Annotated in this window: 16 protein-coding genes; 10 read left to right on the top strand and 6 right to left on the bottom strand. The window is 63.7% G+C overall.

What is annotated here, in order from left to right; all coding sequences use genetic code 11:
- Positions 1-9 precede the first annotated feature (9 nt).
- The 5 genes from earP (at position 10) to OC537_RS01385 (ending at position 4543) form a co-directional block, all read left to right on the top strand.
- The gene (gene earP, locus OC537_RS01405; RefSeq protein WP_262108713.1) at positions 10-1185 is read left to right on the top strand and encodes an elongation factor P maturation arginine rhamnosyltransferase EarP; all 1176 of its coding nucleotides are present in this window, start codon (positions 10-12) and stop codon (positions 1183-1185) included.
- Between the two features lie 43 nt (positions 1186-1228).
- Positions 1229-1795 carry an elongation factor P gene (efp, locus tag OC537_RS01400; RefSeq protein WP_011707002.1) on the top strand — a complete coding sequence of 189 codons (567 nt, stop codon included), beginning with the start codon at positions 1229-1231 and terminating at the stop codon, positions 1793-1795.
- Between the two features lie 198 nt (positions 1796-1993).
- Positions 1994-2605, top strand: coding sequence for a DUF2238 domain-containing protein (locus OC537_RS01395; RefSeq protein WP_262108710.1), 612 nt, complete (start codon positions 1994-1996; stop codon positions 2603-2605).
- Positions 2606-2712: 107 nt separating this feature from the next.
- Positions 2713-3465, top strand: a complete 753-nt coding sequence (locus tag OC537_RS01390) for an alpha/beta hydrolase family protein (protein WP_262108708.1) — start codon at positions 2713-2715, stop codon at positions 3463-3465.
- 121 nt (positions 3466-3586) lie between these two features.
- Positions 3587-4543: a D-2-hydroxyacid dehydrogenase gene (locus OC537_RS01385; RefSeq protein WP_025326113.1), complete on the top strand. Its 957-nt coding sequence runs from the start codon at positions 3587-3589 to the stop codon at positions 4541-4543.
- 56 nt (positions 4544-4599) lie between these two features.
- On the opposite strand, the gene OC537_RS01380 is transcribed toward OC537_RS01385, so the two are convergent.
- Positions 4600-5094 (bottom strand): glycine zipper domain-containing protein, encoded by a 495-nt coding sequence (locus OC537_RS01380; protein WP_025326112.1) that lies wholly within the window; start codon positions 5092-5094, stop codon positions 4600-4602.
- Positions 5095-5338: 244 nt separating this feature from the next.
- Entirely contained in the window at positions 5339-6886 is a 1548-nt protein-coding gene (locus tag OC537_RS01375; protein WP_262108704.1) for a sensor domain-containing diguanylate cyclase, read from the bottom strand.
- A 281-nt stretch (positions 6887-7167) separates the two neighbouring features.
- On the opposite strand from OC537_RS01375, the gene OC537_RS01370 reads away from it, so the two are divergent.
- Positions 7168-7770 (top strand): nitroreductase family protein, encoded by a 603-nt coding sequence (locus tag OC537_RS01370; RefSeq protein WP_111910358.1) that lies wholly within the window; start codon positions 7168-7170, stop codon positions 7768-7770.
- A gap of 18 nt (positions 7771-7788) precedes the next feature.
- Here the strand turns inward: OC537_RS01370 and OC537_RS01365 are convergent, their stop codons facing one another.
- Entirely contained in the window at positions 7789-8481 is a 693-nt protein-coding gene (locus tag OC537_RS01365) for an HAD-IA family hydrolase (RefSeq protein WP_262108701.1), read from the bottom strand.
- The gene (locus OC537_RS01360; RefSeq protein WP_262108699.1) at positions 8478-8702 is read right to left on the bottom strand and encodes a hypothetical protein; all 225 of its coding nucleotides are present in this window, start codon (positions 8700-8702) and stop codon (positions 8478-8480) included. The genes OC537_RS01365 and OC537_RS01360 overlap by 4 nt, the downstream gene beginning before the upstream one ends.
- 113 nt (positions 8703-8815) lie before the next feature.
- Here OC537_RS01360 and OC537_RS01355 point away from each other — a divergent pair, with 113 nt between their 5' ends.
- On the top strand, positions 8816-9706 hold the full coding sequence (locus tag OC537_RS01355) for a LysR family transcriptional regulator (RefSeq protein WP_163136340.1): 891 nt from the start codon (positions 8816-8818) through the stop codon (positions 9704-9706).
- Between the two features lie 98 nt (positions 9707-9804).
- Here OC537_RS01355 and OC537_RS01350 read toward each other — a convergent pair whose 3' ends face one another.
- Together OC537_RS01350 and OC537_RS01345 are read right to left on the bottom strand one after the other, a co-directional pair.
- Positions 9805-10383, bottom strand: a complete 579-nt coding sequence (locus OC537_RS01350; protein ID WP_262108697.1) for a cysteine hydrolase family protein — start codon at positions 10381-10383, stop codon at positions 9805-9807.
- 33 nt (positions 10384-10416) lie between these two features.
- Positions 10417-11580, bottom strand: coding sequence for an FAD-dependent monooxygenase (locus OC537_RS01345; RefSeq protein ID WP_168234543.1), 1164 nt, complete (start codon positions 11578-11580; stop codon positions 10417-10419).
- A gap of 225 nt (positions 11581-11805) precedes the next feature.
- Between OC537_RS01345 and miaB the strand changes: the two genes are divergently transcribed.
- From miaB to ybeY, 3 genes are read left to right on the top strand one after another with little or no spacing between them, the layout of a single operon-like run.
- Positions 11806-13239, top strand: coding sequence for a tRNA (N6-isopentenyl adenosine(37)-C2)-methylthiotransferase MiaB (miaB, locus tag OC537_RS01340; RefSeq protein WP_106887585.1), 1434 nt, complete (start codon positions 11806-11808; stop codon positions 13237-13239).
- Positions 13240-13288: 49 nt separating this feature from the next.
- Complete coding sequence (locus OC537_RS01335; RefSeq protein ID WP_106887586.1) at positions 13289-14347, top strand: PhoH family protein; 1059 nt, start codon at positions 13289-13291, stop codon at positions 14345-14347.
- Positions 14344-14814, top strand: coding sequence for an rRNA maturation RNase YbeY (ybeY, locus tag OC537_RS01330; RefSeq protein WP_111910363.1), 471 nt, complete (start codon positions 14344-14346; stop codon positions 14812-14814). The genes OC537_RS01335 and ybeY overlap by 4 nt, the downstream gene beginning before the upstream one ends.
- The last annotated feature ends 75 nt before the right edge of the window (positions 14815-14889 follow it).

Below are 14889 nucleotides of genomic sequence, written 5' to 3'. Positions count from 1 at the left end.
CCCCGAGCCATGACAAGCCCCCTGCCCCCCTTTGACTGGGACATCTTCTGCACCGTGGTGGACAACTTCGGCGACATAGGCGTCACCTGGCGGCTGGCCCGCCAGCTGGAGCGGGGGGGCCATGGACAGGTGCGGCTCTGGGTGGACGATCTGGCGAGCTTCGCCCGCATCTGTCCTGGGCTGGATCCCGTGCGGGATCGTCAGTGGGTTGAGGGGATCCACATCCAGCGCTGGCAGGGCCCCCTGCCAGCGGATGCCATCCCGGCTAGCGTGGTCATAGAGGCATTTGCCTGCGAGCTGCCCGCCCCCTTCATCGAACGCATGGCCGAGCAGAGCCCGCCCCCCTGCTGGATCAATCTGGAATACCTCAGTGCCGAAGCCTGGGTCGAGGATTGCCACGGCCTCGCCTCCCCCCAGCGGGTGGGCAAGCTGAGCCTCAATAAGTACTTCTTCTTCCCGGGCTTCACCCCCAGAACCGGTGGCCTGCTGTGCGAGCAGGGGCTGGTGGCAGAGCGGGATCGCTGGCAGCAGGATGAGGCTGGCCTTGCCGCCTACTGGGCCAGCCTGGGGCTGCCGCCCAAGGCGCAAGACGAGCTGCGGATAAGCCTCTTCACCTACGAGAGCGAGGCGCTGAAAAGCCTGGTCGCAAGCTGGAGCCAGGGCGCCACCCCGATCACCCTGTTGCTGCCCATGGGGCGCGCCCTTCCCGACGTGCTCTGCGGCGCCGGTCTTGAGAGTGCCATCGGCACGGCCCGGGCGGGGGATCTGCTGCAGGCGGGCCAGCTCACCATCAAGCTGCTGCCGATGACTGATCAGGCGGGCTACGATCGGCTGCTGTGGAGCTGCGATCTCAACCTGGTGCGCGGCGAAGATTCCTTCGTGCGGGCCCAGTGGGCGGCAAGGCCCTTCCTGTGGCACATCTACCAGCAGGAAGAGGAGGCCCACCTCGTCAAGCTGGCGCACTTCCTCGACCACTATCTGGAGGCCTTGCCCGCCGATGACGGCCAGTGGCTGCGCGAGCTCAACCTGGCCCTCAACAGAGGGGAAGATTGCAGCGAACTCTGGGCCCAATGGCCGATCCACGGCACACTTTGGCAACAACATGCGCGAAGCTGGTCACAGAAGTTGCTGCGGGAAGGGGATCTCGTCACTCGGCTGGTGAAATTTTTAGAAAGCCGTATATAATCTGGCAGTTTTTATCTGCCCGTATACGAACAGGAATTTTTACATGAAAACCGCACAGGAAATCCGCGCTGGTAACGTCGTCATGATCGGTACCGAGCCGATGGTGGTCCAGAAAGCCGAATTCAACAAATCCGGCCGTAACTCCGCCGTGGTCAAGATGAAGCTGAAAGGCCTGCTGAACGGCAGCGCCACCGAGACCGTATTCAAGGCCGACGACAAGCTGGAAGTCGTTCAGCTGGAGCGTAAAGAGTGCACCTACTCTTACTTCTCCGACCCCCTGTATGTCTTCATGGACACCGAGTACAACCAGTACGACGTCGAGAAAGACAACCTGGGTGACGCCCTGAACTACATGGTTGACGGCATGGAAGACATCTGCGAAGTGACTTTCTACAACGAGAAAGCCATCTCCGTCGAACTGCCGACCACCATCGTTCGCGAAGTCGAGTACACCGAGCCGGCCGCCCGTGGCGACACCTCCGGTAAAGTGACCAAGCCGGCCCGCCTGAAGGGCACCACCTACGAGCTGGCCGTTGCCGCCTTCGTAGAGATCGGCGACAAGATCGAAATCGACACCCGCACCGGCGAGTTCAAGCGTCGCGTCAACTGATTTGACGGCTTCACGCCCGTGTTGAAAAAAGCGAGCCCCAGGCTCGCTTTTTCTTTATGGGGATCCGCCCTGCGATCATTCAGCCCCGGTCAGTGACAGCGGGCCGTCCATTGAGGGAGAATTCCCCTGCCCCCTTTCGTCTCGCGCCGATTGGGGCTACACCATGAAGTCAGGTTCCTCCTTCTCCACAGGCTCCCTATGACATCTCATCAAAAACTCCTGCTGTTGCTGCTCACCCTGGTACTGCTGGTGCTCTCCGGCTGGCAACCCTATGACAGGGTCACCTGGCTGCTGGAAGTCGCCCCCGTGCTGATCGTCGTGCCGTTGCTGCTGCTGAGCCAGCGCAGCTACCCCCTCACCAGCCTGCTCTATTTGTGCATCTTCCTGCACGGGGCCGTGCTGATGCTGGGGGGCGCTTACACCTATGCCCGGGTGCCGCTCGGTTTCGATCTGCAGCAGTGGTTCGAGCTCAGCCGCAACCCCTATGACAAGATTGGCCACTTCTTCCAGGGCTTCGTGCCCGCCCTGGCCTGCCGCGAGATACTGCTGCGCGGCCACCATGTGCAGGGCAAGAAGATGCTGGTGTTTCTGGTGATCTGCGTGGTGCTCGCCGTCAGCGCCAGCTATGAGCTCATCGAGTGGGGCGCCGCACTGGCACTGGGTCAGGGCGCCGACGAGTTCCTCGGCACCCAGGGGGATCCCTGGGATACCCAGTCCGACATCTTCTGTGCCCTGGTGGGGGCCGTCAGCGCCCTGTTGCTGCTCTCCCCCCTGCACGACCGCCAGCTCGGCAGGCTTGCCAGGCCCTGAGTCCGTCTAGGGAAGGGCTTGTCCCTTCCCTCTTTCTCCCGGATCCTCCGGGCCCCCTTCAGAAATCCGGCGCGCCGCCGCTAACCCAGTCAACCGGGGAGCGCATCATGGCCAGATTATCCTTACCACTGCTGTTTTTGACCCTGCTGGCAAGCACCACCTTGCCGGCCAACGAGATCTCGCCCCCAGCCCCCCTCGATCACTGGCAGGAGAGCGACTGGAAGGGGGTGCCTGACAGCACCCGGATTGACAAGCAGAGGGTGCTCTTCGCCAAGCACGACGGCGACAGCTACCTGGGGCTCGCCATACTGCTGCCGGACTGGCAGCGCAGTGGCCAGCTGTGGCAGCTGACTAGGGAGCTGGGGCGACTCGGCTTCGACACCCTGCTGCTGCTCCCCTCCCCCCAGCAGACCGAGCTGGATCCAGCCTCCGAGAAGAAGCAGGAGACCCTAGAGGCGTTTCGCCAGCAATTTGCCGAGCGCATCGTCAAGCTCGGTGACGCCAAGCTGCAGGAGGGTGGCTTCAAGCTGCTGCTGGCGCAAGGCACCAGCGCGGCCTGGGCCGCCAACCTCATCACCAGCGAGCAGTTGCCCGCCCCCGATGCCCTGGTGCTGCTCGACGGTTTCTTTCCCAACCAGCTGAGCAACCAGACCCTGGCCAAGCAGGTGGCCCAGGCCAGCATTCCCACCCTGGATCTCTATCAGGAAGACGGGGGGCACTGGCCCCTGCTGGCCGCCGAGGCCCGCAAGAGCGAGAGCCGCCGCAGCCACAAGCTCAACTACCGTCCCTATGCCCTGATGGAGCTGGACGAAACGCCGGGGCGCATCCAGGGTTGGCTGACCCATCTGGGCTGGATCTGACCCGAGCTGATAGAGAGTATGAAATTGGGCCATCCGGCCTGTCTGCATCCGGGCTGGTCAGCCCCCCCCCATCTTTGGCATCATGGCGACTCCCACGCGGCAGCGAACGGCAGGAGGCTACATGCAGCAAATCGTGTTTCTCGACAGTGACACCCTGGACGCCGGCATCAATCTGCGTCGCCCCGATTTCCCCCATCACTGGCAAAGCTATCCCGAGACGAGACCGGAACAGGTGGTGGAGCGGCTCAGGTGCGCCAGCATCGCCATCATCAACAAGATCCGCATCGGCAAGGACGAGCTGGCCCAGTTGCCGGAGCTGCGCCTGATCGCCCTGGCGGCCACCGGCAGCGACAACCTGGATCTGGAGGCGTGCCGCGCCGCCAATGTCGCCGTGTGCAACATCCGCAACTATTCGGGCCCCTCGGTTCCCGAACACGCCATGGCCCTGATGCTGGCCCTGTCACGCAACCTGTTCGCCTGGCGCCAGTCCCTGCTGGAGGGGCGCTGGCAGCAGAGCGGTCAGTTTTGTTTCTTCGATCACCCCATCATGGATCTGCACGGCAAGCGGCTCGGCATCATAGGCAAGGGCACCCTGGGTCAGGCCCTGGGGCAGAGAGCCAGCGCCATCGGCATGGAGGTCTTCTATGCCCAGAGCCAGGTCGGCGCCCCCGGGGATGAAGACAGATTGCCCCTGGAGGCCCTGCTGCAGAGTTCGGATGTGATCAGCCTGCACTGCCCGCTCACCCCCTACACCCGCCACCTCATCGGGGAGCGGGAGCTGGCCATGATGAAACCGGGGGCCCTGCTGATCAACGTGGGCCGCGGCGGCCTGGTGGACGAGCAGGCTCTGCTGGAGGCACTCGGCAACGGTCGCCTCGGCGGCGCCGGGTTCGATGTGGCAAGTGTCGAACCGCCGCCCCCCGACCACCCCCTGATGCAGGCGCTGCGTTACCCCAACTTCATCCTGACGCCCCATGTGGCCTGGGCCAGCGAGGAGTCGATGCAGCGCCTCGCGGATCAGCTTATCGACAACATCAACGCCTTCGCCCTCGGCAGGCGCCAGCACCGGCTGGTCTAGACGACGGACACGAAAAAGGGGCCCCTGGCCCCCTTTTCATTATGCTCGGGATGACATCAGTCATCGTCGTGCCATCTGCGCTTCTTGTACTTCTTGTGATGCTTGTGGTGGCCATTGTGGTAGCCGTTGTCACCCCGGTAGCGGTGACCTCCCCGGTAGTCGTTGTTGGACTCGTGACCGTCACCGGTGCGAGCGCCGATAGCCGAGCCACCGGCCCCGCCGATACCGGCGCCGATCAGCTGGCCCGTGTTGCCACCCACGCTCTTGCCGATGGCGGCACCACCCAGGGCACCGACGGCGCCCCCCAGGGCCGCCTCATTCTTGTTGCCCCTGTCAGCCGTGGCCGCACCACCCGCCGCACCGCCGACTGCGGCTCCCACCAGGGCGCCGGTGTCGCCCCCCAGCTGCTTGCCTATCATGGTGCCCGCGACGCCGCCGACGCCACCACCGAGTATGGTGTTGACGGTCTCGGACGCCTGCGCCTGACCATTGCCCAACAGCAGCGCGCCCAGCAGCGCCACTGCGCTCATGCCGTATTTGTTCATCTCCATGGGGTACTCCTGTCAAACCTGATGTCTGATTGATTATTTTTCCCTGCACTATACAAAGCGCCCCTGACTCCGCTACTGGGATTACGACCTCTTCGCCGACAGGCTGACTGTCTCTGCTTCGCGACATGGCACAGTCACATGGGCTAACCGACTGAAAATGAATTAAAAAAAAAGGTCACATGGGAAATTATTCCCACTGTGACCCCTTTCTCGGCCATTCAGGCCCTTTTTCTCCTGATGACGGTCAGACAGATACTGTCACTACAGCCCCTTTGGAGGGAGGCGAAGTGGCTGACAGATGCCAGCAGTCCCGTCCCTGCCGCTTGCTCTGGTACAGGCACTCATCCGCCCGATCGAGCAGGGCAGCGGCGTCATCCGGGTAACGTGCCCCGCCCGCACTCAGGGTGATGCACTCCTCAAACTCGCGCCACTTCAGCGCCCGCACCCGGGCCAGCAGATGAGTCAGGCGATCCTCGACCTCTTCCTGCTCCCAGGGCAGCAGGGCCGCAAACTCGTCCCCCCCGATGCGGTAGACCTGAGCCTCTCCCAGGGTTCTTGCCATTATGGTGGCCACCCGGAACAGCACCCCATCCCCTACCCCGTGTCCCCAGCTGTCATTGACGCGCTTGAAGCTATCCACATCAAACAGCACCAGCCAGTGGGGTCTCTCCTCCTGCGCCAGCCTGGCCCTGTCCTGCTCGAAGGCCCGTCGGTTCATGATGCCGGTGAGGGGATCGTGCAGCAGGGCATCCTGCCCCTGCTGCAGGCTGTTTCTCACCTGATGGATCTCCCCCAGGCTGCCGTGCACGAACCAGGTGCGCTGGCGCAGCTGGATCTCCATCAGCGCCTCATCCTGAACGAGGCCACAGAGGGAGCGCTGCACCAGGGTCTGCTCCTGGCGAAAGATCCGCACCAGAAACAGCAGGCTGCACAGCCAGATGGCGAGCAGCGCCAGCGCGGGCAGCACCACCATCAGCAGGGTATCTTGCAGGTTGCCGCGAAAGTGGGCGGGGGGCAGATAGATGTTGAGATCCCAGTCGATATCCGACAGCGGCAACCTCAGGTGACAGCCTTTGCGGATCACGCTCAGCCCGGCTCCCTGGCTAGAGGCACCGGAGACCGCCGGCAGCAGTGACAGGTTGTGTCCCACCACCAACCGCCCATCCTTGCGCTCTGTGATGTAGAGGGCGGCCTGGTCGCTGCCCATCGCCCGTTGCAGCGCCGCCTGCAGCGAGTTGAACGACATGTCGACCATCAGCAGGCCCAGCAGTTGCCCCTCGTCATCCTTGACCCGCTTGATCAGGGTCAGGACCTCTGCGTCGCTGCCGAACCCCTGGTAGGGACCAAACCAGATGAGCTCGTCGCTGTCGCTGGCCAGGGCCTGATACCAGGGGCGCCTCTGCGCCTGATAGTCGGTCGGTACCGGCCAGTCGGGATAGCTGTCGAGACGGTCGAAGCGGGCGTTGTAGAAGTAGAGGAAGTGGGCGTCGTGCTTGAACTGGTGGGCTATGGCCCAGATCCCGTTGATGGCCGAGTCGCCCCTCGCGATGGCCTGCTTGTCCAGGGAGGCCTCCAGCACGCCGAGCTGGCGCCGATTGGCCAGCACCATCTCGTGGATCAGAGTGGCGTCTATGGAGGTGAGCATGTGGTCATAGCCCGCCAGGGTCTTGTCTATGCTGCGCAGGTAGCTGGCCGCGGCCAGCAACAGGGTGGCAATCAGCACCAGGGCACCGAGCAGGAACGACAGCGGCGTCAGTATGTAGTAGCGTTCCTTGATGATAGTTGCAGGCATGCCACCCTCTATAAAATGTCACGTAACATGCATTTTATAGTGGAAAACACCGCCGTTATATTGATTGAAGTCATTAACATCCAAGGTTAATGACAATAAAGACATCAAGGGGCCATACCCGGTTTCGTCATCTGAATATCCATAAAAAGTAGAAACAGTCATCACCCAGCGTTGACGGTTTCTTGCACAGAAGGTGTTATAGTCCATGACTCGAGAAATCGGAGCCAGATGACCTTTGTCGGCAACGCTGGCAGCAACGATTCATCAACCAAGGAGATGTTATGAGCAGTCCGTTTATCGAACAGATCAAAGTACGTCGTACCATCTATGCCCTGGGTGACCAAGTGACCCATTCCGAGGCCCAGCTGACGGCCCTCATCAAGGATGCCATCAAGCACAGCCCCTCCTCCTTCAACTCCCAGAGCTCCCGTGCCGTCATCCTGTTTGGCGAGCAGCACCACAAGCTGTGGGACATCGTCAAAGCTGAATTGAAAAAGATTGTGCCGCCAGAGGCCTATCCCCAGAGCGAAGCCAAGGTAAACGGCAGCTTCCGCGCCGGTTTCGGGACTGTGCTGTTCTTCGAAGACACCGCCGTCATCAAGGATCTGCAGCAGAAATTCGCCCTCTATGCCGACAACTTCCCCATCTGGTCCGAACATGCCACCGGGATCGCCCAGTTTGCGGTCTGGACCACCCTGGCCCAGGAAGGCATAGGCGCCTCCTTGCAGCACTACAACCCGCTGATCGACGAAGCGGTTCGCAAGGAGTGGGACCTGCCCGCCAGCTGGCTGCTGCGTGCCCAGATGCCCTTTGGCAGCATAGAGCAACCGGCCGGTGACAAGACCTTCATGGACGACGAGGTCCGCTTCCGGGTCTTCAAATAGTCCCGGGGCTTCGCCCGCTCAAGCCCTCGTTCGCCGGGGGCTTTTGTTGCCCGTCTCTCGGGTCGGCAGCGTTACCAGCAAGGGGCCAGCTTCCTTCGCGACCACAGTCACCTGACTCCAATCGGGGATCACCGCCACGACTGCCGGGTCGAGCCGCCTGTCGCCCCCGATCTGCACCACGGGGCAACCGGCCTGCAGGGCGCTGAGTATCCCCGCCGGGGCATCCTCGAACACCAGGCAGTCGGCGGGAGCAAGACCCAGCCGGCGCGCGGCGAGCAGATAAGGCTCGGGATCCGGCTTGCCCCGCTCCACCTCCTCTGCCCCAATCAATAGTTTTGGCAACGGCAACCCGGCACTGGTCAGGCGGTGCCGCGCCACCCGCTGGCTGGCGGAGGTCACCAGCGCCCAGCGATCCGGCGCCAAGGCCGCCAGCAGAGTGCGGGCCCCGGCGACAGCCTCGGCCACCCCCGCATGCTGGATCTCCAGCTCGTCGAGCAGCGCCACCTCCCGGGCCAGATCCAGCTGTGGCGCCAGCGCGCGGATCACCTCCCGCGAGCGCACCCCGTGGCACATGGCCAGCACAGGCGCGGGATCCAGCCGATGGCCCTGGCACCAGAGCCGCCAGACGGTCTCCACCTCGGTGGTGGAGTGCACCAGGGTGCCATCCATATCCAGCAGCAGGGCCTTGGCCCTCAGGGTGAGCATGGTCATGCGGTTCTCCCCGCCAGCACGTCGACGAAGGCCTGCCGCTGGGCCGACTGCTCATAGCAGGCGAGCGCCTGTTCGGTATTGCTCGCCCACACCGACAGGGGCCCGACGGCAAATCCCTGCTGCAACAGGCTGGTCAACAGCTCACCCGTCTCCGGCGCCGTCAGTGGCTGGGCCATTACCAGGCTTCCCTTGATCAAGAACAGATAACGTTCGCTCGACATGACATGACTCCTTGTGGCTGGTCAGAGGGCCAAAGGCCCGTTTCGAGACCATTAGAACAAGGCAGTTAGATAATTTATAATCAATAAATCGCCACATTGAATAACCAAATGGAATGAAATTCGACTTAAGGCAACTTCAGGCCTTCGTCATGCTGGCCGAGACCGCCAACTACCGGGAGGCCGCCAGTCGGCTCTTCATCACGCAACCGGCGCTGACCAAGCAGATCCAGGGGCTGGAGCTGGCGCTCGGCAGCACCCTGTTCAACCGGGGCCGCCACGGCGCCGAGCTGACCGCCATCGGCACCCAGTTGCTGCCCCAGGCCCGCGCCCTGGTGGAACACGGCAAGGGATTCGAGCACCACGCCCTGGCGCTGGCGAGTGGCGCCGCCGGGCGCCTCAAGATAGGGTTCGGGCTGTCGAGCTTCGCACTGGCCCCCTCCCTGGTGGCCCGCTTCAAGCAGCAGGCCCCCGATGTGATGGTGCACCTGCAGGACATGACCTCCGCCGTCCAGCACGATCTGCTGCTGGCGGGGCGGCTGCAGATAGGCTTTATGCGCAGGCCAGAGGCGCCACAGCTGAGGGAACACAGATTGCTGACCGACCGGCTGGTGCTGGCCGTGCCGAGCCAGATGACGGGGCCGGATCCGGCTGCGTTCGACGTGGAGCGGGCGCTGACCACTCAGCCGCTGTTGCAGATGGTGGGCCACCGCTGCCCCGGCCTCAGCCAGCAGATTGCCCGCTTCCTCGGCGCCAACCGGCTGACCGGCATGATCCAGGAGGCGGAAGACATCCAGACCCTGGTGGCCCTGGTGGCCGCCGGCATAGGCAACGCCATACTGCCCCGCAGCGTCGGCTTCATCGCGGGCAAGGACGTGACCCTCTACCCCCTGTCCGGCCCCTGGTCCGAGTGGGAGATAAGCCTGGTGTGGAACCCCGACTTTGCGGATCCCATCCGCGATCGCTTTCTGACCCTGGTCAGGGCCATGCACCCGGAGGCCGAATAAAACGGCTGCAAACCAAAGGGATGACCATGATCTCTCGTGCTAGCAGGAAGAGTGGGAGCAGGGACACGCACCCATCTGATGTGCGCGTCCTCAAGGCCTCAGCCGGGATCTGACAGCAGCTGGGCCACCTTGATCACCTCGGCGATGCGACCGAGCTGGCGCAGGGAGGCATGGTGCTCATTGGCATCGGCGGCGGCGCAGGCATCTTCCAGTATGGTGATGGCGTAGTCCCGATCGTGGCCATCCCGGGCGGCGGCCTGAATGGCCCAGCCGGTGCTCACCCCGCACAGATAGAGGTGATCGATCCGATTGGCCCGCAGTGCAGGCTCCAGCGCCGTGCCGTAGAAGGGGCTGACCCTGGGCTTGGTCAGCACCAGATCCCCGGGTGCGACATCCAGCTCGGGGTGGAAGTCGGTGCCGCTATCGTCCAGGGAGAGGGCGCCGAGCTGGTGAGCCCGGCCAAACATGGGGGAGCCCTTGGGTTGCAGCAGATAGCCGCCATCGAAGCCGACCTTGATGAGCACCACCAGCCAGCCCCTGGCACGGGCATGGGCCAGCGCCTGGTTGGCATGGAGGATGGCATCCTGCTCCTGCACATGGGCCGCCGAGGCGGCGATGCGCCCGTCCGGGTGGGCGATGTCGTTGATAAAGTCGATCACCATCAATGCCTTGTTCATGCTTCTGCCTCCTCGTCGTCAATGTCCTGCTGCCTACACCAGCCCCAGGGCGTAGCGCAGCGCCATCTCCTTGAGGGGGCCCGCCTTGTCCGCCAGGGTCAGGGCCAGATTGCGGGTCAGGCGTAGCGGCCCTATGTCGTTGCTGAACACCCCGTAGAAGAGATCCATCCCCGACTGCATCAGCAGGTTGTCTGGGCGGCGACGGCGCTCGTAGCGGCTGGCCAGGGTGATGTCGTGCCAGTCAGCCCCCGCCTTGCCGAGTAGCTCGGCCCAGCAGGCCACGTCCTTGAAGCCGAGGTTGACCCCCTGCCCCGCCAGCGGGTTGATGGTGTGGGCGGCGTCACCGAGCAGCACCACCCGGCCGGCGTGGTAATGGTTGGCGTGGCGGCGCACCAGGGGGAAGCTCCCCTTGCCGGTCACCTGAAAACCGCCGAGCCGGGCCGGGAAGTGGCGGCGCACCTCGGCGGCCAGGGCCTCATTGCCCATGGCGGCCAGGGCCCGGATGCGGGCCGGGCTGTCATACCACACCAGGGAGCCGTGCCGGCCGGGCAGGGGCAGGAAGGCGCGCGGACCACTCGGGGTGAATTGCTGCCAGGTGATGTCTTCCTGCTCGAACTCGGTATCTATGTTGATCAGCATGCAGTGCTGGCGGTACTCGAAGCGCGACACCCCGATCCCGGCGAGGCGGCGGGTGAGCGACTCGGCGCCATCGCAGGCCAGCACCCAGCGCGCCTGCAGCTCGGTGCCGTCATCCAGCGTCAACACCGCCTCGTCCGCGCTCTGGCGCAGACTCTTGACCGCCGCCGGGGTGTGGGTCTGGATATTGGGAAAATCTTCCATTCGCCTCAGCAGGGCGAGCTGCACCAGCCGGTTCTCTATGATGTAGCCGAGCTGGGGCAGCCCCAGATCCGCCGAGTCGAAGCGGGTGGCGAAGCCGTCCAGCTCCCAGGTCTCCAGCCGGCGGTAGGGGCACAGCCGCATCTGCTGCAGGTGCGACCAGGCGCCGGCCTTGTCCAGCAGCGCCACCGAGGCCTGGCTGATGGCGGAGACCCGCAGATCCAGCGGCTGATCCGGGGCGTAATGTTCCGGCAACCGGGTCTCGATGACCCGCACGTTGAGACCCTCTGCCGCCAGCAGGCAGGCGGTGGCGGCGCCCACCATGCCGGCGCCGACGATGGCGATATCACACTGTTCCATAACTTGATTCCTGCAAGGGGTCGCCCCGGACAAGGAGAGAGGGGCGAACCGAATGGGGCATGATAACGCAAGGAGACCGGATAAACAGTGAGTCAGGCGGGCAATTGCCGCGACGGGCCAGGCCATCTGGCGGCGGCGCGGCCCCAGACTGGTCAGCACCGGGATTGCGGAGTAAAATGGCCGGTCCTTTGACCCTGCCGATCTTAAACACAGTCAAGAGTAGCAATGAGCAAGAAACTTCATATCAAGACCTGGGGCTGCCAGATGAACGAGTACGACTCGTCCAAGATGGCCGACCTGTTGGACGCCAGCAATGGCTACACGCTGACCGAAGAGCCCGAGGAGGCAGACGTCCTGCTGCTCAATACCTGCTCCATCCGTGAAAAGGCCCAGGAGAAGGTGTTCCACCAGCTCGGTCGCTGGAAGAAGCTCAAGCTGAAAAAACCGGGACTGGTGATAGGGGTGGGTGGCTGCGTCGCCTCCCAGGAAGGGGAAGCCCTGCGCCAACGTGCGCCCTATGTGGACATCGTCTTCGGCCCCCAGACCCTGCACCGCCTGCCCGCCATGATCAAGCAGGTCCAGGAGGGGCGCGGTGCCCAGGTGGACATCGCCTTCCCCGAGATCGAGAAGTTCGACAACCTGCCGGAGCCCCGTGCCGAGGGGGTCACCGCCTTCGTCTCCATCATGGAAGGCTGCTCCAAATACTGCTCCTTCTGCGTGGTGCCCTACACCCGCGGCGAGGAGGTGAGCCGACCGCTCGACGACGTGCTCTACGAAATCGCCCAGCTCGCCCAGCAGGGGGTCCGCGAGGTGAACCTGCTCGGTCAGAACGTCAACGCCTACCGCGGCCCGACCTTCGATGGCAATGACTGCACCTTCGCCGAGCTGCTGCGCCTGGTGGCCGCCATCGACGGCATCGACCGCATTCGCTACACCACCAGCCATCCCATCGAGTTCACCGACGACATCATCGAGGTCTACAAAGACACGCCGGAAGTGGTCAGCTTCCTGCATCTGCCGGTGCAGAGCGGCTCGGATCGCATCCTGACCATGATGAAACGCCCGCACACTGTGCTGGAGTACAAGTCCAAGATCCGCCGCCTGCGCGCCGCCCGTCCCGACATCACCATGAGTTCCGACTTCATCGTCGGCTTCCCGAACGAGACGGACGAGGATTTCGAGGCCACCATGAAGCTCATCGAGGAGATCAACTTCGACATGAGTTTCAGCTTCATCTACAGCCCGCGCCCCGGCACCCCGGCCGCCGATCTGCCGGACGATGTCGACATGGAGGTGAAGAAGGCACGACTCACCCGCCTGCAGAACCAGATAAATCACCAGTCCATGCTCATCGGCCGCGCCATGCTGGGCTCGGTGCAGCGCATCCTGGTGGAGGGTCCCTCCAAGATGGATCCCATGCAGCTCAGTGGCCGCACCGAGAACAACCGGGTGGTCAACTTCGAAGGGCCGCACCGCCTCATCGGCGGCTTCGCCGACGTGGAGATCACCGACGTGCGCCCCTACTCCCTGCGTGGCCGCTTCATCCGCGGCGAGGACGAAATGAATCTGCGCATCGCCACGGCGCCGAGCGAAATTCTGGCTCGCCGCCCGGACAACGTCCCCGATGATCTCGGGGTGGCGGCCTTCAGACCCCATTAATTTTCTCCCCCCTCCCGAGGGCGGGGGGAACAGCCGATACGAGGACACCTTGAGCCGACACATCTCGACCCTGAACCTGCACCTGGAACCCGCCGACAACCTGCGTCTCGCCAGCCTGTGCGGCCCCTTTGACGACAACCTCAAGCAGCTGGAGCGCCGTCTCGGCATCGAGATCAGCTACCGTGACAACCACTTTCAGCTGCTCGGCAAGCAGGCCCAGATAGATGCGGCGGCCGCCATCCTCAAGCACCTCTATGTGGAGACCCAGCCCCTCAAGGGGGGCAAGGTGACCGACATCACCCCCGAGATGGTGCACCTGACGGTGCAGGAGTCCCGGGTGCTGGAGCAGGACGACGACGAGGCGCCGAGCCAGCCCTATGGCAAGGAGGTGACGGTCAAGACCAAGCGCGGTCTCATCAAGCCCCGCAGCCCGAACCAGGCCCAGTACATCAGCAACATAGTGCGCCACGACATCAGCTTCGGCATAGGCCCGGCCGGTACCGGCAAGACCTATCTGGCGGTGGCCGCCGCCGTGGATGCCCTGGAGCGCCAGGAGATCCGCCGCATCCTGCTGACCCGCCCGGCGGTGGAAGCCGGTGAGAAACTCGGCTTCCTGCCCGGGGATCTCTCCCAGAAGGTGGATCCCTACCTGCGCCCCCTCTACGACGCCCTGTTCGAGATGCTGGGCTTCGAGCGCGTCGAGAAGCTGATGGAGCGCAACATCATAGAGGTGGCGCCCCTCGCCTATATGCGCGGAAGAACCTTGAATGACGCCTTTATCATCCTGGATGAGGCCCAGAACACCACCACGGAGCAGATGAAGATGTTCCTGACCCGCATCGGCTTCAACTCCAAGGCGGTGGTGACCGGCGACATCACCCAGGTGGACTTGCCGCGCAGCACCAAGTCCGGTCTGCGCCACGCCCTGGAAGTGCTGCAGGGGGTCGATGGCCTGTCGTTCAACTTCTTCGAATCCAAGGACGTGGTGCGCCACCCCGTGGTGGCCCGCATAGTGCAGGCCTACGAGGCGTTCGACGCCCGGCAGGCGAGCGAGAAGAGCCCCCCCAATACCCGCAACGAGAACACCAGCAAAGAGAGTGCCCAATGAGCGTGACCCTGGATCTGCAGCTGGCCTGCGCCAGCACCGACGGCCTGCCGACCGAAGCCCAGCTGCAAGGCTGGCTCGATGGCACCATTCTGGGTTTCCAGGAGGAGGCCGAGGTGACGGTGCGCCTGGTGGACGAGGCGGAGAGCCGCGAGCTCAACCTCACCTACCGCGGCAAGGACAAGCCCACCAACGTGCTATCCTTCCCGTTCGAAGCTCCTCCCGGCATGGAACTCCCCCTGCTCGGGGATCTGGTGATCTGTCGCCAGGTGGTCGAGGCCGAGGCCCTCGAGCAGAACAAACCCCTCGAGGCCCACTGGGCTCACATGGTTGTGCACGGCAGTCTGCATCTGCTAGGTTATGACCATATCGAGGACGAGGAGGCCGAGGAGATGGAGCAGCTCGAACGCGACATCATGCAGGAGCTCGGCTTTGCGGATCCCTACCTCGACGACGAAGTCGAAGGATAAGGTGAATGAGAAGCCGAGGAGATGGTGCAGTTCCAAAGCGCGACATCATGCAGGAACTCGGCTTTGCGGATCCCT

The sequence above is a fragment of the Aeromonas sp. Marseille-Q5825 genome, from assembly GCF_946892685.1.
Taxonomy (GTDB): Bacteria; Pseudomonadota; Gammaproteobacteria; order Enterobacterales; family Aeromonadaceae; genus Aeromonas; species Aeromonas rivipollensis.
The sequence above is the reverse complement of the archived record's forward strand: the minus strand, read 5'-3'. Positions and strand labels throughout refer to the sequence as shown.